The organism is Exiguobacterium sp. s80, from assembly GCF_018618725.1.
Classification (GTDB): Bacteria; Bacillota; Bacilli; order Exiguobacteriales; family Exiguobacteriaceae; genus Exiguobacterium_A; species Exiguobacterium_A oxidotolerans.
In genome coordinates this window covers 89662-108531 of record NZ_JACSMP010000008.1, presented here as the reverse complement: position 1 = coordinate 108531, position 18870 = coordinate 89662, and the positions used below count along the sequence as shown (strand labels likewise).

Annotated in this window: 16 protein-coding genes and 1 riboswitch; of the genes, 10 read left to right on the top strand and 6 right to left on the bottom strand. The window is 49.3% G+C overall.

Annotation, left to right across the window (positions count from 1 at the left end; all coding sequences use genetic code 11):
- A complete protein-coding gene (locus KNP94_RS13165; RefSeq protein ID WP_251132660.1) occupies positions 1-792 on the bottom strand; it encodes a glycoside hydrolase family 191 protein in 792 nt (263 codons plus the stop codon).
- Positions 793-898: 106 nt separating this feature from the next.
- Positions 899-983: riboswitch (cyclic di-GMP riboswitch) on the bottom strand.
- 79 nt (positions 984-1062) lie between these two features.
- Here KNP94_RS13165 and KNP94_RS13160 point away from each other — a divergent pair.
- The 5 genes from KNP94_RS13160 to pelG are packed head-to-tail and all read left to right on the top strand — an operon-like array spanning position 1063 to position 7885.
- Complete coding sequence (locus KNP94_RS13160) at positions 1063-2289, top strand: hypothetical protein (protein ID WP_215115797.1); 1227 nt, start codon at positions 1063-1065, stop codon at positions 2287-2289.
- Positions 2286-3194, top strand: a complete 909-nt coding sequence (locus KNP94_RS13155; RefSeq protein ID WP_215115796.1) for a hypothetical protein — start codon at positions 2286-2288, stop codon at positions 3192-3194. Before KNP94_RS13160 ends, KNP94_RS13155 begins: the two co-directional genes overlap by 4 nt.
- Positions 3191-5029, top strand: a complete 1839-nt coding sequence (locus KNP94_RS13150) for a DUF2194 domain-containing protein (protein ID WP_215115795.1) — start codon at positions 3191-3193, stop codon at positions 5027-5029. Before KNP94_RS13155 ends, KNP94_RS13150 begins: the two co-directional genes overlap by 4 nt.
- Positions 5026-6444 (top strand): GT4 family glycosyltransferase PelF, encoded by a 1419-nt coding sequence (gene pelF, locus KNP94_RS13145; RefSeq protein WP_215115794.1) that lies wholly within the window; start codon positions 5026-5028, stop codon positions 6442-6444. Before KNP94_RS13150 ends, pelF begins: the two co-directional genes overlap by 4 nt.
- Positions 6425-7885: an exopolysaccharide Pel transporter PelG gene (gene pelG, locus KNP94_RS13140; protein WP_215115793.1), complete on the top strand. Its 1461-nt coding sequence runs from the start codon at positions 6425-6427 to the stop codon at positions 7883-7885. Before pelF ends, pelG begins: the two co-directional genes overlap by 20 nt.
- 65 nt (positions 7886-7950) lie before the next feature.
- Here pelG and galE read toward each other — a convergent pair whose 3' ends face one another.
- Positions 7951-8973 (bottom strand): UDP-glucose 4-epimerase GalE, encoded by a 1023-nt coding sequence (gene galE / locus KNP94_RS13135; protein WP_215115792.1) that lies wholly within the window; start codon positions 8971-8973, stop codon positions 7951-7953.
- 122 nt (positions 8974-9095) lie between these two features.
- Between galE and KNP94_RS13130 the strand changes: the two genes are divergently transcribed.
- Positions 9096-9923: a tyrosine-type recombinase/integrase gene (locus tag KNP94_RS13130; protein ID WP_215115791.1), complete on the top strand. Its 828-nt coding sequence runs from the start codon at positions 9096-9098 to the stop codon at positions 9921-9923.
- Here KNP94_RS13130 and KNP94_RS13125 read toward each other — a convergent pair.
- Complete coding sequence (locus tag KNP94_RS13125) at positions 9883-10734, bottom strand: tyrosine-type recombinase/integrase (RefSeq protein WP_215115790.1); 852 nt, start codon at positions 10732-10734, stop codon at positions 9883-9885. The two genes, KNP94_RS13130 and KNP94_RS13125, sit on opposite strands and share 41 nt — an antisense overlap.
- On the bottom strand, positions 10731-11165 hold the full coding sequence (locus KNP94_RS13120) for a sigma factor (protein WP_215115789.1): 435 nt from the start codon (positions 11163-11165) through the stop codon (positions 10731-10733). Before KNP94_RS13120 ends, KNP94_RS13125 begins: the two co-directional genes overlap by 4 nt.
- 1349 nt (positions 11166-12514) lie before the next feature.
- Between KNP94_RS13120 and KNP94_RS13115 the strand changes: the two genes are divergently transcribed.
- The 3 genes from KNP94_RS13115 to KNP94_RS13105 are packed head-to-tail and all read left to right on the top strand — an operon-like array spanning position 12515 to position 16069.
- A complete protein-coding gene (locus KNP94_RS13115; protein WP_215115788.1) occupies positions 12515-13900 on the top strand; it encodes a TcaA 3rd/4th domain-containing protein in 1386 nt (461 codons plus the stop codon).
- A gap of 19 nt (positions 13901-13919) precedes the next feature.
- On the top strand, positions 13920-14342 hold the full coding sequence (locus KNP94_RS13110) for a zinc ribbon domain-containing protein (RefSeq protein WP_214767008.1): 423 nt from the start codon (positions 13920-13922) through the stop codon (positions 14340-14342).
- The gene (locus KNP94_RS13105; protein WP_215115787.1) at positions 14339-16069 is read left to right on the top strand and encodes a zinc ribbon domain-containing protein; all 1731 of its coding nucleotides are present in this window, start codon (positions 14339-14341) and stop codon (positions 16067-16069) included. Before KNP94_RS13110 ends, KNP94_RS13105 begins: the two co-directional genes overlap by 4 nt.
- A 46-nt stretch (positions 16070-16115) precedes the next feature.
- On the opposite strand, the gene KNP94_RS13100 is transcribed toward KNP94_RS13105, so the two are convergent.
- Positions 16116-16799, bottom strand: coding sequence for a DUF1254 domain-containing protein (locus KNP94_RS13100; protein ID WP_215115786.1), 684 nt, complete (start codon positions 16797-16799; stop codon positions 16116-16118).
- Positions 16796-17551 (bottom strand): hypothetical protein, encoded by a 756-nt coding sequence (locus KNP94_RS13095; RefSeq protein WP_215115785.1) that lies wholly within the window; start codon positions 17549-17551, stop codon positions 16796-16798. Before KNP94_RS13095 ends, KNP94_RS13100 begins: the two co-directional genes overlap by 4 nt.
- An 87-nt stretch (positions 17552-17638) precedes the next feature.
- Between KNP94_RS13095 and KNP94_RS13090 the strand changes: the two genes are divergently transcribed.
- Entirely contained in the window at positions 17639-18862 is a 1224-nt protein-coding gene (locus KNP94_RS13090) for a hypothetical protein (protein ID WP_215115784.1), read from the top strand.
- Positions 18863-18870: the final 8 nt, after the last annotated feature.

Below are 18870 nucleotides of genomic sequence, written 5' to 3'. Positions count from 1 at the left end.
TTAGAATTTATTGTAATTCAGCGTCTTGTTTGATTTTAAGTGAATGAACCCATTCTTTTTCGCGTACTGCGCACTTTTCGCACCTTGCTTAGAAGAAATCGTCAATGTCTTGATGTCTTCTTCTTCGTTCAACTCCTGAAGATCTGTCATCCGGTCTTTTGACCATTGGTCTTTTGCGACCGTCGAGTAGTTGAAGCTTTCCCACATGATGCCGTCGATGTACGGGTACGTATGGTATTTTAATGTCCCGAAGCCCCAGTTTTGAATCAATGAGAGGTCCGCATGTTTCGTCTTGACGCTCTTTAAGAAGTTCGTCATCGCGACTTGCTGCTGCTCAAGAATCTTTGGTTGGTCGGCATGTTCGTTGTCGATGTCGCCGACTGTATCCAGGAAGACACCGTCGAGTCCTTTATTGACGACTTGCTTTTCGACTTCTTGCATGAGGACCGCTTGGTAATGCTTCGAGTTGATGTCCATTAAGTACGAATCCCATTCCGCGTAGTGGACACGTTGTCCACCTCGTTTAAAGAAATCAGAATTGCTTAACTTTGCCATCAATTCCGTGTTCCAGTTGTCGGCTTCCATCGTGTTGATGTAGCCATAGACTTTCGTGCCGTACTTTTGAATTTCTGCGATTTGTTTCGCTGAGTAAAAGACCGGTTCGATGATCATGACATCGTACTTTTGCATCTTCTTGATTTTTGATTTCGTCGGTGCATCGTAGTAGACCTTATACGAGCTGACGGAATCGAGTGGATTCGTTGATTGAGCTTTGCCCGTGATTGGTGTCATTAGTAACACTCCTAAAAAAAGAATGCACAAAAAAGACGTCACGCGTTTGAGTGAGATAATACCCATGGTTAGTAGCCTCCTGATTTTTATCAGAGAGCGGCTGCGGCATTGCAGACTGGCGATCGGTATCCGAAGATCGACGACCCATGTCTTTGCGCCCTTACTTTTCAGTAAGTTTGCCCTTCTCGATATTTAGTTGTAATTGCCTGTTTGACTAAATCTTACCACTGCTAACAAAAATGTAAATAACTATTTTAAGGAGAGTGTGCCATGATTTACACACAGCATAGAAATACAGTCAAATGGATAGAAATGCTAGCTAGTATTTTACTTATCGGTTTCTTTGACTATATGTTTAGCCTTTCGGTCTCGAATTGGGCAATTGATCCGTTAATCTTTTATATTTTATTGTTCGCCCTCCGCTACGGGCTGCTCGGGGCGTTCGTCAGTTTCACGATGACGATGCTGTACCACCTGTTTTTCCTGTCGGTCGAAGGATCGGACATTCTCCTATTTTTATACGACCGGACGGAACTGAGCTGGATCATCTTCCACTTCCTCGTCGCAATGGTCTGCGGGATTTTCAGTACCTCGTTCCAGGAACGGTACTTGTCGTTACGGCTCCGCCACGAAGAAGTCGTCGAAGAAAACAACCACTTGCTCGAGACGGTCGAAAAGCTCCGGCTGTCGCAGTCGACGATGCAAAAGAAGGTCCTCGACTCGGATCATACATTAACGAAAATCTACCAAGTCGGACTCGAGCTCGACCAAACGGCGGCCGACATCGTCCGCGATCGCCTCGTCGATGTCTTGAAACGTTCGTTCAAGGCAGAGAATCTTGCCATCTATCACGTCGATGCGTCAAAACGGACGTTACGACTCCACGTCCGGTTCGGTGAGAAAGAGGTCTTGCCGCAAACACTATTCATCGATCCGTCGACCGGCATCTATCAACGGATGTTCAAGACGAATGCGATCTCAATCCGGACGATGGACGAGACGGACGTCCCGTTACTGATCGCACCAATCCGCTACGACGGGAAGATTCAAGAGGTCGTCGTCATCCAGGCGATCGACTTCAACCGCCTGACGAGTTATGAGATGAACATCATGCAGTTGATTCTCGACTGGACCGGGACACGAATCGAAAAAGCGTTGACGATGGAATGGAATGCGTCGCGTGGTGATTTGATTGAAGGGACACGGATTTATCAAATCGAGCCATTCAATAAAAAAGTCGCACTCCAACAACACCGAGCTGAACAGTACGATCAGCCGTACAGTACGGTCGTCCTGCCGGTCGAACAGGTCCGGCTGTCGTTGATTGAAATGGAATTAATCCTACGCCAGTCGATGCGGGAAATCGACATCATCGGCTATGACGAGACGAATCAAATGCTCCACTTCCTCTTACCGGGAACACCGCAAGAGAACGCTGAAGGATTCAAGCAACGGATTAAAGAGTTGTTCGCACGAAAAGGAGGGAATCTTGGATGATTTTCTTCGTCCTGTTATTTTTTCTGATTCATGCCGTCATCGTCTTCCTCGTCGCGAAACTGATCACGGCACGGATGGATCCGGCACAGCGCGGTCTCGTCAAATGGATCGCCCTGATCTGTTATTTCGTCCCGCTGCTCGGTGAACTGTTCGGTCTCGTCAGTTGGCTGATCGCAAGACGATACGCGTCAGACAAGACGTTGCTCGACTACGATGACTACATCGAGTTCGACGTCGTCAACCTGGAAGGACTGCAACAACAGGCGGCCGACAACATCGATTTGGTGCCGATGGGCGAAGCGATGGCGATGGACGCGAAGGAACGGAAACAATCGATCGTCCGCTTGACGACGACATCGATTGCCGATTCCGGGAAGTACCTTCAGTTCGGGCTCGACCATGCCGACTCGGAGACGGTCCACTACGCCGCGACGGTCCGCAATACGTTATATGACCGGTACGAAGCGACGATTAAAAGTCGGGAGGAACAACTTAATCCGGGTCATGTCACGACGTATTACCACTTGATTGACGCCTTCGAAGCCTTCATCGAAAGTGGACTGCTCGACGACAGCATGCAAAAACGGATCTTTGATCGGTTCGGATCGTATTTACAAGACATGCGGATCCAGTATACGACGGACGCGACGTGCTTGAAGGCGTGCGGCAAGCTCGCACTCGCAAAAGGCGATGTCGCGGACGGACTCGCCTACTATGAACGCTTGATCATGCATTACCCGGAGCAAGCGGACGGCTACCTGCTGGCAATCGAATATCACTTCACGAGAGGTGACTGGACGAAGCTGGCACCGCTCGTGACACAACTGAAAACACACGTCGCACCGGACGACATTCCGGACGACAAACGCTACATTTTGGACCGGCTGGAAGGAGTGGAACTATGAAAAAATCGATCACGACCTACGTCGTCGCCGTCTTCGCGATTCTGCTCGTCACGATCGGCGTCGTCCAGTTGTTACGTCTTGATTATGGACATCGCCTGATTCCGACCGAGGAGACGCAACAAAAGACGTTTCAGACGATGTCGGGCAAGGAGGGACAGATGGACGGAGAACCGTTACAAGTCTATATCCATCAGGATAAAGGCGAGCTCTCAAAAAGTGTCTTGACGAACTTTAAATATGCACTGAAGTACGCGAAAGTCCCGTATACGAATATCTCAATCAAAGAAATCGAGCAATTGGAGCCGTCCGAGCGGACCGTGCTTGTTTTAGCGGGGGAGCACTCGCGTGACTGGCCATACGAAACGATTCGTCAATTCGTCAAGGACGGTGGACGGCTTTATATCGCAGCACGCTTCATTAACGAAGACTGGGCGGAACTCGTCGGGGTGAAACAGTTCGGTGATTTCAAAGACGGCATCAACGGATTAATCTTCAAGGAAGAAATTTTCCCAGGTTTCGTCGATCTGCCGGACTCGTCAAACTTGTTCGCCCACAGTATCGCCGACGTCGAGCTGCTACCGCAAGCGAACGTCAAAATCACGGCGTCCGGTGAACCGATTCTTTGGACATCAGCGTACGGCAAGGGAACAGTCCTGTTCTGGAACACGACGTCGCTCGCTGAGAAAAACTCACGCGGTTTAATGCTCCAGACGTTATCGTTATTGTTCCCGTCATTCGTCAGTCAACAGGCGGCGATCAAAGTGACGCATCTCGATGACTTCCCGTCACCGGTCCCCGGGAATACGAACGCCGCAATCGAGAAGACTTATAACCGGACGATCAAGGAGTTCTTTAAAGAAATCTGGTGGCGTGACATGAAACGAATCGCCGACGAACAAGATGTTACCTATACCGGGTTCATCATCGGCAGCTATAAGAATACGACGGAAGAGACGACGGAAGACTTGTCGGAGAAAATCCGCACCCCGATGCTCAACTATGGGCGGGGTCTGCTGAAGATGGGCGGGGAAATCGGACTGCACGGCTTCAATCACCAGCCACTCGTCGTTGCCGGTGAGACGCTTGATCCGAACCTTGGTTACGTCCCGTGGAAGAATCAGGACGAGATGGAGAGTGCGTTAAAGAAAGTCATCGGGACGCACGACTATTACTTCCCGAACGAGTCGATTCAAAGTTATGTCCCACCGTCGAACATCATCAACGAGACGGGTTTGACAGCACTTAATGATGTCTTTAAAGACGAGTTGATCGTCGCCTCACTCTACTCGGGTGATCCCTCGATGGGTAGCTATATCCAGGAGTTCGGACCGGATCCCGTCCATCAAAATCTGTATAACTTCCCGCGTATTTCGAGCGGCTACAACGAAACGGCAAACGATACGTTCGTCATGGCGGACGCCGTCGCGAACTTCGGAATGTTTACCCACTTCATCCACCCGGATGACGTGCTAGACGAAGACCGGTCGAAAGGGAAGGGCTGGGCAGAGATGGAGAAGACGATGGAAGAGATGTTCCGCGACGTCAAGACGATGTATCCGTACCTCGAGAGCTTGACCCAGTACGAAGCGTATGAAAAATACGTCCAGTACCAACAGTCGGACATCAACGTCACCTATACGGACAAGACGATTGAAATCAACGGGACGAATATGTTGAAGCCATCGGTCATGCTCGTCCGTGTCGCTCCGGGTCAACATCTCAAGACAGGGACGTTCGATTTCGGGACGGTCCGCGCGCTTGCAGGTGAGACGTTGTATCAAGTCACGTTGACGAAAGCAACGGTCACGCTACTGATCGAGGAGGGGACAGAATGAAGATTGGTTTAGTCGTCGAAGGCAGCTATCCCTACGTCAGCGGCGGTGTCGCGAGCTGGGTCCACATGGTGATCCAACAGATGCCGATGCATCAGTTTGAAATCATCGCCATCACACCGACGCAACTGACGGAAGCAGATTATAAATACAACTTACCGGACAACGTGACGGGTGTGACGAACTTATCACTCGATCTCAAATACGACCGTCCGAAACCGAAGCACGTCCTGTCGGCAGAACAAGGGCGGTTGATTCAACAATGGATGACGTTCCAACACGTCGAAGCCCCGGTCTTCCCGATCTTCGAACAAGCGGTCGGTACGTCGGAGCACTTCTTCGCGAGCCGGCTCTTCTTTGAGCTCGTCAAGACGAGTTATGAGACGGAAAAACAATCCGGCTCATTCATCGATTACCTCTGGATGTGGCGGAGTATGTATACGCCGGTCCTTGAGTTACTGCAGGCGGAGTTACCGCAAGTCGACTTGATTCACTCGGCGTCGACCGGATATGCCGGACTCGTCGCGAGTGCGATCAAACAACGCCAAGGCGTGCCGTACATCTTGACGGAGCACGGCATCTACTCGCGGGAGCGGGAAGAGGAACTGTTACAGGCGACGTGGATTCCAGTCGAATACCGGGTGCACTGGATTCGCTTCTTCCACCATTTGTCGGCGGAAGCCTACCAGGAAGCCGATGACGTCATCACGCTGTTCGACCGCAACGGCGAACTGCAACAGGAACTCGGGGCACCAGCGGCGAAGCTGCGGATCATCCCGAACGGTATCGATGCCGTCCGTCTGTCGAGTTTACCGGTCGTCGAGAAGGGACCAATCCTGAAGATTGGTGCCATCGTCCGCGTCGTCCCGATCAAGGACATCAAGACGATGATTCATGCGGCGAAGGTCCTGCAAGAGATGGACGTCGCGTTCGAGCTGACGATCATGGGACCGCTCGACGAGGACGAGGAATATGCGACCGAATGCCAACAGTTGATCGAACAGTTCGAACTTGATCCGTATGTGACGCTCGCCGGCAAGGTCGACATCGCCGCCTACTTGCCGACGTTTGACGTCTGCTTGTTGACGAGCATCTCGGAAGGACAACCGCTCGCCGTACTCGAAGGCATGGCAGCCGGTGTCCCGTGGATCGTGACCGATGTCGGAGCTTGCTCGGAATTGATTAACGGACGCGAAGACGACCCTTACGGACCAGCCGGGTTCGTCGTCCCGCCGGTCAATCCCGGACGGATCGCCGAGCGCTGTGCCTGGTTCGTTGCGCATCGCGCGGATGCGAAAAAACTCGGGGAAAACGGTAAGAAACGGGCCTTGAAATACTATCAGACACACCAGTTCATCGCCGAGTACGTGGCACTTTATGAAGAAAGGGGGCTGGCATATGGCGGGCATCGGGTTTAAGCTCCAAAAGCTGTTCCAGGAAGATTATTTTTCAGCACGTCTGAAGGCGTACGCCTTCGCAGGGCTCGTCACATCCGGTCCCTGGTTGATCGTCATCGTCACGATCGCCTTGACGCAGTGGTTGACGACATACTTATCGATTGCTTCGTTCGAGGAACGGACGACGTTCAACTTGACGATTTCCTACTGCTTCATCTTTTCACAAGTCATCCTCGGGATTCAGCAACTCGTCGTCACGCGGTATCTCGCCGATTGTTTTTATGAGAAGCGCTACAAGGAAATCTTCCCGACGTTCATCGGGATGACGAAGATGACGATCGCGATTGCCGCCGTCTTCTACGTGGTTTTCCTGACGTTCTCCGAGTTGCCGTTCCTGTCGAACTTGTTGATTTTGATTCTCTTTTTGACGATCAACCTGATTTGGGTGCAGTTCTTATTCCTGAGTGCGGCGAAGTTTTATCAAGCCGTCGCCTACAGCTTTTTAGGGGGGGCGGCAGTGTCAATCATCTCTGTCCTCTTGATCGACCGCTTCTTGATGCCGTACTTGACGGCACCGTTCGCGACGAGCATGGCGTTGACGGCAGGCTTTACGCTCGGGATGCTCGTGACGTTGTTCGGTCTGTTCACGGCGATGTTATTGACGTTCCCGAACCGGGAGACGAAAGATCCGTTTAGTTACCTCAGCTACTTCGACCGGCATCCGGCATTGTTTTGGACGAGCTTCCTCTACAACATCGGCGTCTGGGTCAGCAACTGGGTGATTTGGTTCTCGGAAGGCGGAGCCGTCCATCTCGGGACGTTCCGGTATCACCCCGTCTACGATACGGCGATTTTCCTCTCGTACTTGACGGTCATCCCGACGATGACGATCTTCGTCATCTCCGTCGAGACCCGTTTCTACGAGCGCTACCGTGTCTTTTACGGTTACGTCAATGAAGGCGGGACGCTCCAGCAAATCAACAAGGCGAAGGCGGCGATGCTGCTGATCTTACGGCAAGAGCTCCAGCGGCTCGTCCGCAACCAGGGACTGTTCACACTGTTCGTCCTGATTTTTGCCTCGACCTTGCTCAGTAGTCTCGCCTTGTCGAAGGAGACGATCAGCATCTTCCAGATGACGACGATTGGTGCCTTTTCGAACGCGATGGTCCTCGTCCTGACGCTACTGTTGCTCTATTTTGAAGATCAGCGCGGGGCCTGTATCACGTCACTGCTGTTCTTCGCCGTCAACGGTGTCTTCGCGGTTGCGTTAGCACCGTTCGGATATGACGGATTCGGTCTGAGCTTCGCGTTAGGGTCGACGGTGACGTTCGCCTACGCCTTGATTCGCTTGATTCAGTACGTCGATGAGATCGATTACCATACGTTTTGCCGCTATGAGCCGCGCCAGCGGTCAACCCGCTTCACCCGCGTCGGGGAACGGTTGAACCGACGCTCGGCCTAATATAAAAAGCCTGAACCCGAGTAGCGAGATGCTACTTCAGTTCAGGCTTTTTTTGTGGACGGTCATCAGCGGCGGTTCATTTCACGCGGATAGCCTTCCGGATTTTGTGACTGCCAGCGCCAAGCATCTTGGCACATGTCATATAACGTTTTTTCAGCTTTCCAGCCGAGGAGGCGTTCGGCTTTTGACGCATCCGCATAACAGGCGGCGACGTCACCCGGACGACGGTCGACGAACTTGCGTTTGACGTCGATGCCGGTCGCTGACTCGAACGTCGTCACTAAGTCGAGGACGCTTGAGCCGGTCCCTGTCCCGAGGTTAAAGGCTTCAATGCCTTTGTGCTTATACTCGAGTGCTTTGAGGTGCCCTTTTGCAAGATCGACGACGTGGATATAATCCCGAATCCCTGTCCCGTCCGGCGTATCGTAATCCTGTCCGTAGACACTGAGTTCATCCAAACGTCCGGCTGCGACTTGCGTGACGTACGGCATCAAGTTGTTCGGGATGCCGTTCGGGTCTTCCCCGATCAATCCACTGATATCGGCACCGATTGGATTGAAGTACCGTAACAGGGAAATCTCCCAGTCCATGTCGGACGCCGCGACGTCTTCGAGCATCTGTTCAATCATCAATTTCGTCGCGCCGTACGGATTCGTCGTCGAGCGTGGCGCCGACTCGTCAATCGGTGTCGTTTCCGGCACACCGTAGACGGTCGCGGATGAACTGAAGACGAGTTTTTTGACGTTGTGTCGCGCCATGACCTCAAACAAGACGAGTGAACTGACGAGATTGTTCTTATAGTACGACAGCGGTAAGGCGACAGACTCACCGACCGCTTTCAAACCGGCGAAGTGGATGACGGCTTCGATGTCATGCTGCGTAAAGATTTGTTCGAGCGCGTTCATGTCCATCACGTCGTTTTCATAAAACGTGACCGGTTTTCCGGCGAGCTGCTCGATTCGGTCGAGGGCGATTTTTTGACTGTTGCTCAAGTTGTCGATGACGACGACGTCATATCCTGCTTGGAGCAGTTCGAGACACGTGTGGCTACCGATATAACCGGCGCCTCCTGTTACTAAGATTTCCATAAAGATTCTCCTTTTTGTTACAATTATTGGATAAGCATAGCATGAAATGATTGTCTGTTCCATGCTTGAAAGCTCTTGGAAAGGGAATCCTTTTACTAGACCAATTATGAGGAGGATTAACCATGACCCACTTCGATTATCTCGAACAGTATCTCCAGACGCACGCGACGTATTCGGTGCTGACGATCAAAGCCTACCGCAGTGATTTACGGCAGCTGAAGAAAGCGTGTGTCGAGTGGTCGGTCAAGTCCCTCCAAACGTATTTTAATCATGTCATCGGACAGTATAAACCGGCGACGGCATTGCGGCGGTATCATGCGTTGATGGCACTCGGAAATGAACTTGTCCGAGTGAAACGACTTAAGGTCAATCCAATGAAACAAGTTCGACCGATCGTCCATCAGCACGTTCGGCAACGGGACGGTTATCCGTTGCTCGAAGCAATCGATGTCATCCGGCAAATCAAGCATCCGACGTACCGTCTCTTTTTTGAACTCATCAGCCAAACGGGCCTCCGCTTCATGGAGGCCCGTTTGTTGTCGATCGAGGACATTCAGTTTACAACGGCGACGTTACTCGTCCGGCATGGAAAAGGACGACGCTTGCGGACTGTACCGCTCGGGAACCATTTGGTCACGAAGCTAAAAGCGTTCATTGGAGATCGCGTGACAGGGTACGTTTTTCGCTCCGGCCGCGGCAAGGCGATCCATGAACAAGGGGCACGGGATGCGTTACGCAACCAGTCGCTCGCCCGGTCGGGTCATGTACTCCGTCCGCATGATTTACGTGTCGGCTACGCGACCTACCTGTACCAGACGGCGGGCTGTAAGTTACTCGAGATTCAACGCCTGCTCGGACATGCCCGGTCGGAGACGACGGAAGGCTATATCTTGAGCCGGGAGACGAAACTCAGACAAGTCGTCGATGCCTTGTCGGCGTCAGACGGTTGATCGACGAACGGGCGACTTCAGCCGACGGCAAGATGTACTGTTGCGTCGTCTTCGCGTCACTGTGACCAAGCAACCGCATGACCGTCAGCAAGTCGGTCTGGTGTTCCCGATAAAGGGTCGTCGCGAACGTCACCCGGAGGTCGTGCGGACGTAACGTCCGGCCGAGCAACAACTCACTTGCTTGGCGCAATTGTTTCCGTGTCGTGTCAGGACGTAACCGTCGCCCATGATCGGTCAGGAACACGTACTCGCCGTCCGGTCGTTCCGTCTCAATGTACCGCAACAGGACGTCTGTCAATTCGTCGTTCAACGGGACGAAACGGGATTTGTCGCCTTTACCGTGGCGGACGAACAGGTGGCGCTCCGTAAAATCAAGATCGGCACACGTCAATTGGTGGGCTTCACTGAACCGGAGTCCGGTATGGAGCAGTAAAAAGTAAAACGCATACGTCGCTTCATCGGTCAGCGTGTCGATGACACGATGGGCATCCGGATAGCTGAAGGCTGTTCGCAGTTTCGGATTCGGACGAGCCGGTTTCTTAATCTGCTTGAGAGGGTTTTTCGCAAGTGACCGCTCCGCGACGAGGGCATCGAACAAGGTCGCTAAGGCATGGATACGACGGGCGACGGTCGTCGGGGCATAGGTCGTGTGAAGCAGTGTGACGTATCTTCGGAGTGATGGAAGATCGAGGGCCGTCGCATGACGACAGAGGTGGCGGACGTCCGAGCGATAGGCTTTTTTGGTCAGACGGCTGTAGGTGGGGGAATCCTCAATCAAGGCGAGTAAGCGGTCGAGGTAGAACGTCATCATAGGAGGATACCTTCGACTTTCCGCTTCAAGTCTGACTTGAGGGAGCGCAGACGGGCGTCGGAGTAGCCGAGTGTTCCTTCCGTTCCAGCGATCATTGCCTGAATGAAGGTGAATTCTTTCGGGGAGAGGGCGTGTTCGAGTTCGTTCAGCAAGTAAGGGAAGGAAACAGTTTGTTGACGAGGCAGTTCCGGCAGGGTTTCGACAGCGACTTCGGTAGTCAGTGTGCGAGTTCGTTTAGCGAGATAGTCGAGCATCGCGCCGCGCGCCCGAATGCGGACGAACGTGATTGATAATTCTTTGCCGGATTCGATGGATGTCCAGAGGCGGAGCAATGCTGCTTGTCGGCATTCATCGTGTTCGTTCGGGTGGATCGAGAGGCGGTGCAGGAGTGAATTAATCAGAGGGAGCCAGTGGTGTAAGGCTTCATTCATGGGAAGGATCCAATCTTTCGGATATGCATATCGAAGGGTATTCCGCGGTAGTTTTAGTATAAGTAGAGTTATCCTCTCTTTTCAAACTATCTTTTTTGAATCATGCCAACGGTTTTCTGAGCTTTCAAAAGCCGTTCGTCTCGTTTTCCAACTAAATATCGACGATTGACCGAGGCAAACCCTTGTCTTGTCGCGAGTCGCTTCAGGATAACTCTACTTATCCTCGGGGGTGTTCGGAAAAAAACAAACGGATAATGCATGCTGTTATACATGAGACAGTTTGTCAAATTAAGTGCAACACCTCTTCCGAGAAGACCTCGTATACAATTTTTCGGTTGATACATTTTCTTTATATGCGCACGGATCCAGGATAGCGTTTGAGCGAATTCAGAACGACTGAGCTTGCTAAAATCTGCTTCCTTCTGTAAGAATTCATGGAAAAAACTAATAGCGTTTTTGTTACTCCGACATTGCCGGGAAGAGTACGAATCAGTGAAGTGCATGGATACTCCTAACGTTTCGAAAATGACAACTGAACTCTTTCCCACGGTCTGTCGTCGCAGTCTGAAGTGTTCCGGCAGGGAAAGAAGCATGGAGTGTATGAATCGCCTCTTCCATTAAGTCAAAAGAACGGTTAGACATCGATAACGTAATTGTAGAAACGACTCTTTCGCTTGACGAACGTCGCGACAGACGCTTTCGTTTATCCGACAGTATCGAATTCTTGATTATCGAATATTTGACATTCTTTCGCTTCAGAAGGGCGTTTGCTGATTGATAGTCCGATATTGAAGCGTCTCTGCGCGCTTCGCGTGGTTTTGGACGCAGAAGGCCAGCATGAGCCTTAACAAGGTCATTCCAGATCCCACGATAAATCGCTTTGAATGATGGTTGGTCCTCTTGGAATAAACGTCCTGTAATCTGTTTGATTGACATAGTAAGCATCTTAGTGCGGATTTGGCCTCGGTTCTTGTGAAATCATAGAGGGATGATGCTCAAGGCATTTAGCAATCTTTTGAATCGAGCATCTTAACTCGAGATACGTCTCTATCTACAATATCAGTAAAAAAGCGTTGTTTTGGATTGACTACGTTATAAAAAGAAATGTCCGCTATTTGGTGTTTCTGCGACAAATCTATGATTCGTTTCAACCTTTTCTCCTTTAGGAGTGAAGGTTTTTTATACAACATGAGTTTTTTTGATGAAGATAATAACTTTTTACATACATTCACAAAAGTATGTAATTAATAATTTTTTACAATAAATAGTAAATGTAATAAAAACGTGTTAGAATTTTCTATGGTTATTTTTTACTAATCAAAATTAAGAAATAGAGAGGGAGATTTGTCATGGCATGTGTGAATTGTTCGGATGCTGCAAAACGTGGCTTGAAGTTTTGTCCGAGTTGCGGTGATGAATTGGAACATCATGTAGAACAAGTAGAACCAGTAGAAAAAGAACGCGACGTCAGACCGGTCCGTCCTAATAAAATGAGTAAGTCTGCAAAAGCCGTTCTTTTAACGGTTGGATTATTGGTCGTAGCAGGTGGCGCGTATTATGGACTCGCGACACAATGGTTCACGGTCGAGGCGACGACAAATCAGGTGCGGGATGCGATTCGCTCAGACGATGCGATATTACTCGCTGAGCATACGGAGTTCAATGGAAAGCCAATTGATCAGAAGATGGCGCAACGTTTCTTAGATGCCTTGAAAGAGACGCCAGAGCAAAAGAAATCATTCATGGATTATTTATTAATGGCTGGTGCTTCAATTCAGGCAGAAAACGAAAGTGACGTTCCCGGTCAAATCGTAGCAAGTGGTCGTCAACTCGGGATCTTTAAGGATTACCGTTTACGCCTCGATAGTGTTAAAACGGAAGTCATCAGTAACTTTAAAGGAACGAAGGTCACGCTCGTGAATCCGGTCGGAACGGAAAGTAGTAAAGCGTCGGCGGAAGGTATCATGATGGACGGTGTCTACCCGGGATTAATGGATGCCAAAGTCGCGTATGACGGCGAATATGGAAAAGAGTCGAGCGATGTCACAATTAATCCATTGACGCTTGACGCCGCAAATCGAAAATTTGAAATCACGTTAAAAGGAAATGCGATCGAACTCGATCAAACGTACCCGGATGCCTTTTTGATTGTTGATGGAAAGTCAACATCAAAACAAGTATCGGATTTGAAGAATTATGGACCAATCCCGAAGAACGGCATCAAACTCTCGATTGAGAATTCATTCCCATGGGGGGAGGAGACATCGGATGAGATTGTCGTCAAACCGGATACCAAAAAAGCGACGTTCACGTTCGAACCATCAGAAGCCGTGCTGAACCAACTTCAAGGAGTTGTCGAGCAGCATGCGTCCGACTGGGTCGATGCGGCAACCTATCAGGATACGAGTTATTTCTCGTTCGTGGATGATGCGTCTTACCTTGCGAAACAACAAAAGAACTATGACGATTGGAGCCGAAAGGACTTGGAGTGGGACGGAGAGTTCATGAATGCATCGATTGATCGTTCGTCAGCGAAGTTTGTCGAGTACGGGAATACGGTCGGCATCGAAGTCATGGCGACAACATATATTCGAGGTGAACTGTATACGTATGCGAGTGAATCACCAGGAAAGTCAACATCGAAGTCACTCTTCCGCTATTTCTTCACATATGGTAGTTCAGAAGATAGCTATGAGGAAGGGTTCCGAATTCAACAGGCAACGAACATTAAATAAAAATAAGGAGGCAACAAAGATGATGGATTGGCAAACAGTCAAATCACGTTTTCAAGGGATGACAGCAAAAGAATTACAGGATCAGGCGGAGCAGGCACGACGTGAAAAAGGACGCTTGTTGTATGAAATCGGAGAGCGTCATTACATGAAGCTGCGGAGCGAAGGACGTCGTCAAGAAATCGAGGACATTCTTGCGCAAGAAGTACTCGTGTTCGGTGCATTGTCACGGATTGATGAGATGGAAGTCGAAGCTGCACAAAAACAATGTAAGTCATGCCGGACACCACTTGAGCCAGGCGCGAAGTTCTGTGGTAAATGCGGCACGTCCGTCCCGCGTGAGAACGAACAAGCGAAAGTCGCATGTACGACATGTCATACGCCACAACGTAATGATCAGCATTTCTGTACATGTTGTGGATCGGAAATGGGGCAACGCGTATGAAGTATTGTTCGACCTGTGGTCAAGCACATGCTCCCCACGCCCAGTATTGCGAAGTAGACGGAACGTCACTGGATAAGCAAGCCCGTCCGATCCGTTTCGAACAAGCAACTCATTTCTGCGTCGGGTGTGGTACACAAATGGATGGTCGTGCGTCCTATTGTCCGAATTGTGGACATTCGCGCCTTATCGCGGCGACGTCAGAAGGCTCGCTTGTGGATCGCCTTCCGGGTATGGACGACATTCGTAAGAAGTGGAAGTCACAGGATTGGAATGTGAATCTTCCATGGAAAGAGCGCGGACAATCGTTTTTATCACGATTCAATATATCGCTTGGGAATCCGAGTCTTGCCATCGGTAGTATCGCTGCCGTCATTTGTTTTGCTGCAATCATCGTCTTATTGTTCATCATGCTTGGTCTCCTCAGTGATAACCCGGCATTAGAAGGAATCAAGACTGTTCAACAAAACATGGGGGATGATTTTAGTACATTCGGTATGTTCTTCTTCCTTGCCTTCGTTGCCCTTGCTGGTCTCCAGCTCACATCAAGTGAAGACTTGAAGTCACGTTTCCTTACAGAAGTGGTAGGTAACGATGCAGAACAGTTCTCCGATATTCAAAAAGCTATCGATCAACTTGATTTTCATATTTTCTCAGGACACTTCTTGCTGTCCTTACCGGGTCTGCTTCTATTAATCGGGAGTGCATGGTTACTGGAACGAGGTGGTGTCATCGGGATCAAGGCGACATCATGGAATGAACGAATCGAACGTGCTGTCATTTTTGCCCTGACGTTATCGTTAATCACGCTGGTCGTCGGATTGCTCGCGACAGACTTCGGTATCTTCGATCTACATCTGGTCACAGGAATGCTTCGGATTTTCCTTCTATCACTTGGTGGTGTCCTGTTGTTCCAATTCATCGGTCAAACGAATCTGCACGGTTCTTGGCAAGTTGGACGAATCGCTGCGACGACATTAATGAGCGTCTATTTGTTCGGTGTCCTGCTGACGTCGTTCGGACAACTGTATTATCTAAACGAGCTCGATGAAATGGACGAAGTCGAATTTGGTGAATCAGCAAGTCTCGTCCTGTTGAGTGGCGCGTCTCCGCTTTACGCGATGTCACAAGCGGGGCAAGTCGACTTCAAGATGACTGTTTTGACGGAAGACTTCCGTTTAGGTGCTGCCTTATATGGCGAAGACCGCTTGAGTGATCTGCAACGACCAGTGGAAGAAGCAGGAGAAGCTTCGAATCTGAGTCGGATTCAAGGAATCATCGGTAACCAGATTGAAAACGGAGAAGATCCAACACTCGATCCGAAAGTGACACGTTTTGATGAAACGGTGGATGTTGGACTTTTAACACGTTTCGCGCAAATCGCGAATGCCTCCACTCCATTTGAAGAAGAGCAATTGCTCAGTTCAAGTGTTGCTCCGTACGGCTTGATTGCTCTTATACTGATGTTCGTTATCCATATCGGAATCGGATTCCGTTGGATTCGGACGTTACCTAATGTGGTGATTTATGCTGGGGTCTTTATGATCGGTGGACTCATTCTAGCTTACTTCACACAAACGCGGTTTGAACTGCAATGGGATAACGATATCCTAGCCGGTGTCGTCGTTTCTACTTTGACATGGTGGAATGCGTTCATGCTTTTCCTCTTCCCATTCCTCGGTGGATTAGTGGGGTATGGATTGAACCGCTTCAAAGATACAAAAGGATGATTCCAAACAAAAACGCTTGTCTCCGTTTGCGAAGACAAGCGTTTTATCATAAGGATTGTTTGGTCGTCTGTTCAAAGTCGATTGTCGAGTCTTTTTCAATGCCGGAATCTCGCAATGTCAGACTACCGTCCTCATTAAACTGGATTTCTAAAGAGGACTCGTAAAAGTAAAGCATCAAGCTATTGTTGGAATTAAAACGTCCGCTATACGTATAGTCATCGAGTGGCTGTCCTTCATAATCGAGGGCATCATGGATTGTCAACGTCGCTTCGCGGTTTGGACGCGTCACGACATCGATTGTCGCACTCGTATAATCTTGCTCGTACTCGCCTTGATCACTCGTCGAGTATGAATAGGTACCCGCCACGTCACGAAACGTTTTTTCGACCTTACCAAGTGTCCGATGGTAACGGGCCGCTTCGTTCGCAAGTGCTCGGTCACCGAACGTCTGATTCATGACCCGTTCCGCATAACGAAGGGCATCCGTCGTCTGATTCATGAACAAGGCAGCTTCCAAATCGTGAAAAGCTTCTTGTTGCTGCATCAGTGCGATCAGACGTTTGTCTGTTGCACCTTTCGTACGAGCTTTCTCGCGCCATTGTTGTTCTACGAAAAGGTCTCCAGCGAGTGTACTTTGAGCGCTTTGCTTCAAGTAAATCTCTGCTGAGTCGTTACTACAGCCACTGAGTACGATAGTTGTGAAGAGAAGAGGAAGTACACGTGACATCATGATGTAGTCTCCTTCTTGAAAGTTCGTTTCACAGAGGTAATGCTGTACCGGTCGTCATCGAACGTAACCTCATATTCGACGATAGCACGATAGAAACGTTTCTTTTCTTCGTCATTACTAAAATGAAGTAGAGCATACGTCTCGGTCGTTTCAACTCTGAAATCATTTTCGTTGAGGGCTTCTATATGATTGAATGTCATATCTTTTAATGTGATGTAACTATATGGATCTTCTTCAGGCACCTCAAGTAAATCACTGAAGTGGTCTCGCTCATCTTCTGTTAAATCATCTTCACCGTAGAATAAATCAGCATAGGAATTGTAGTCCTCGATGGTGGAATCGTAGTAATCCCAGACACCGTCTTCTCCATTATTGAGCAAGGGAAGACGCTGGGCGTAACTGTTTAGGAACTCGTACAAGGAATCTGCTGAGGCTGCATCAAACATGAGGTAATCCTCAAGGTCTTCATCATCTAGTTGATTACGTTGTGTCGCTGAGGCACCTTCCGGCAAGACTTGATCGATATCGGCCGCTGCATGTGTCAGCTCACTTGTCTTAAATAACGGTTGTGCAGCTTGATATTTGAGATAACCGAAAGTTCCTCCACCAATGCAAAGCAATACAATCAGCAATCCGATAAACCAGGATTTTTTTGAGGAACGGAATCGCGTGTGACGATTTTTTTGACCACATACCGGACAGTAAATCATTTGATCATTCATCGGGGTCTGGCAATTCGAACAATGTGACATAAAAAAGCACTCCTTTCTTACCTTCGTCATTATAATGTAAAATAAAGATAAAAAATAACAAATTTTTGAACGAAAGGAGAGGGAATCATGGATCCATATGAACGATTAGGAATATCGCGTACCTCATCGATGAAAGAACTGGAGCGCGCGTATGCTGAAAAGCTAGAAATACATCCGGAGGAGTCCGAAGAGCGGACGGAAATCGAACGGGCATACGTCGTCATTAAATACGAAAAGAAACAAAAGAATAAACGGAATAAAAGAACAGTAGGCATTGGAGCAATCGTTCTGTTGCTCGCTGCAGGAGGTGGAACTTATGTCTTTTTGAATCAGGAAGGGACGCCTCAGGCGGTCGAACAGAAGAAGCAGGATGCTTCGTTCGTCATTGGTGAAGAAGAGAAGGCAAGTCAGGAAAAAGCGGAAACGAAATCAACGGAGTCGACGAAGAAATCAGACTCGAAGGAAGTGTCCGATCAGGATTATAAGAACATTCAAGATATTTCAACGCTCTTTTTCCGTGAACTCGAAGATGCTCTGACGGAGCGGAGTGTCAAAGGACTATCCGTCAGTACGAATACTTATAATCAGAATTTCCAAGGTAGTTTGAACGATCTGGTCACAGGAGGTTATATCTTTGACGGTGAACTGACGGTCAACGACATTCCTCAAAACGATATTACGATCAAAGGAGATAAGGCGACGGTCAAAGCAACGATCGACTATTCCTCGCGATCCTATCAGCCGTATTTACACGAACGCCCTGAGGGCAGCACGATCGTCTGGGAACTGAATCTTGTGAAGTCAGGTCAAGACTGGCTCGTCGATCAGCGGAAATCGCTATCGGATTCGGCGACAGGCAGAGGTATGGAAGTTCGGGAGTCGGTTAAAGAGGATATCATAGGCGCCGTACATCAGCATGCGAAGGAATGGGAGCAGGCGTATATCGATAAAGACACGTCGGCGTTCACATTGTTCACTTCGTCTGCGTACTTAAGTAAGCAACAGAGTTACTATGCTAGCATGAATAAAAGAGGCGTCTATTGGGAAGGATACTTGGACGAAATCGAGTATTCACCAGCATCGATCAATGTCAGTGAAGTAGCAACTGATTTGAGCGCGACTGTCGAAGCGCTTTGCTATTACGAAGGTGATTATTATAAAGAAGACGATGATTCACTCGAAGAGCGTGATCCAGGAGAAGATGTTCCCTTCAAGTATTATCTGAAATATAACTTAGATGACGAACGCTGGTATATTGTTGATTCGGAAGCACTGAAAACCTTTAGTCATAACGATACGACGACGTATTAAATCGAAGG

What these genes read in the sequence shown, in the direction of transcription:
- KNP94_RS13165 (WP_251132660.1), bottom strand. Translation starts at nt 792, where the DNA reads ATGACACCAATCACGGGCAAAGCTCAATCAACGAATCCACTCGATTCC.
- KNP94_RS13160 (WP_215115797.1), top strand. Translation starts at nt 1,063, where the DNA reads ATGATTTACACACAGCATAGAAATACAGTCAAATGGATAGAAATGCTA.
- KNP94_RS13155 (WP_215115796.1), top strand. Translation starts at nt 2,286, where the DNA reads ATGATTTTCTTCGTCCTGTTATTTTTTCTGATTCATGCCGTCATCGTC.
- KNP94_RS13150 (WP_215115795.1), top strand. Translation starts at nt 3,191, where the DNA reads ATGAAAAAATCGATCACGACCTACGTCGTCGCCGTCTTCGCGATTCTG.
- pelF (WP_215115794.1), top strand. Translation starts at nt 5,026, where the DNA reads ATGAAGATTGGTTTAGTCGTCGAAGGCAGCTATCCCTACGTCAGCGGC.
- pelG (WP_215115793.1), top strand. Translation starts at nt 6,425, where the DNA reads ATGGCGGGCATCGGGTTTAAGCTCCAAAAGCTGTTCCAGGAAGATTAT.
- galE (WP_215115792.1), bottom strand. Translation starts at nt 8,973, where the DNA reads ATGGAAATCTTAGTAACAGGAGGCGCCGGTTATATCGGTAGCCACACG.
- KNP94_RS13130 (WP_215115791.1), top strand. Translation starts at nt 9,096, where the DNA reads ATGACCCACTTCGATTATCTCGAACAGTATCTCCAGACGCACGCGACG.
- KNP94_RS13125 (WP_215115790.1), bottom strand. Translation starts at nt 10,734, where the DNA reads ATGATGACGTTCTACCTCGACCGCTTACTCGCCTTGATTGAGGATTCC.
- KNP94_RS13120 (WP_215115789.1), bottom strand. Translation starts at nt 11,165, where the DNA reads ATGAATGAAGCCTTACACCACTGGCTCCCTCTGATTAATTCACTCCTG.
- KNP94_RS13115 (WP_215115788.1), top strand. Translation starts at nt 12,515, where the DNA reads ATGGCATGTGTGAATTGTTCGGATGCTGCAAAACGTGGCTTGAAGTTT.
- KNP94_RS13110 (WP_214767008.1), top strand. Translation starts at nt 13,920, where the DNA reads ATGATGGATTGGCAAACAGTCAAATCACGTTTTCAAGGGATGACAGCA.
- KNP94_RS13105 (WP_215115787.1), top strand. Translation starts at nt 14,339, where the DNA reads ATGAAGTATTGTTCGACCTGTGGTCAAGCACATGCTCCCCACGCCCAG.
- KNP94_RS13100 (WP_215115786.1), bottom strand. Translation starts at nt 16,799, where the DNA reads ATGATGTCACGTGTACTTCCTCTTCTCTTCACAACTATCGTACTCAGT.
- KNP94_RS13095 (WP_215115785.1), bottom strand. Translation starts at nt 17,551, where the DNA reads ATGTCACATTGTTCGAATTGCCAGACCCCGATGAATGATCAAATGATT.
- KNP94_RS13090 (WP_215115784.1), top strand. Translation starts at nt 17,639, where the DNA reads ATGGATCCATATGAACGATTAGGAATATCGCGTACCTCATCGATGAAA.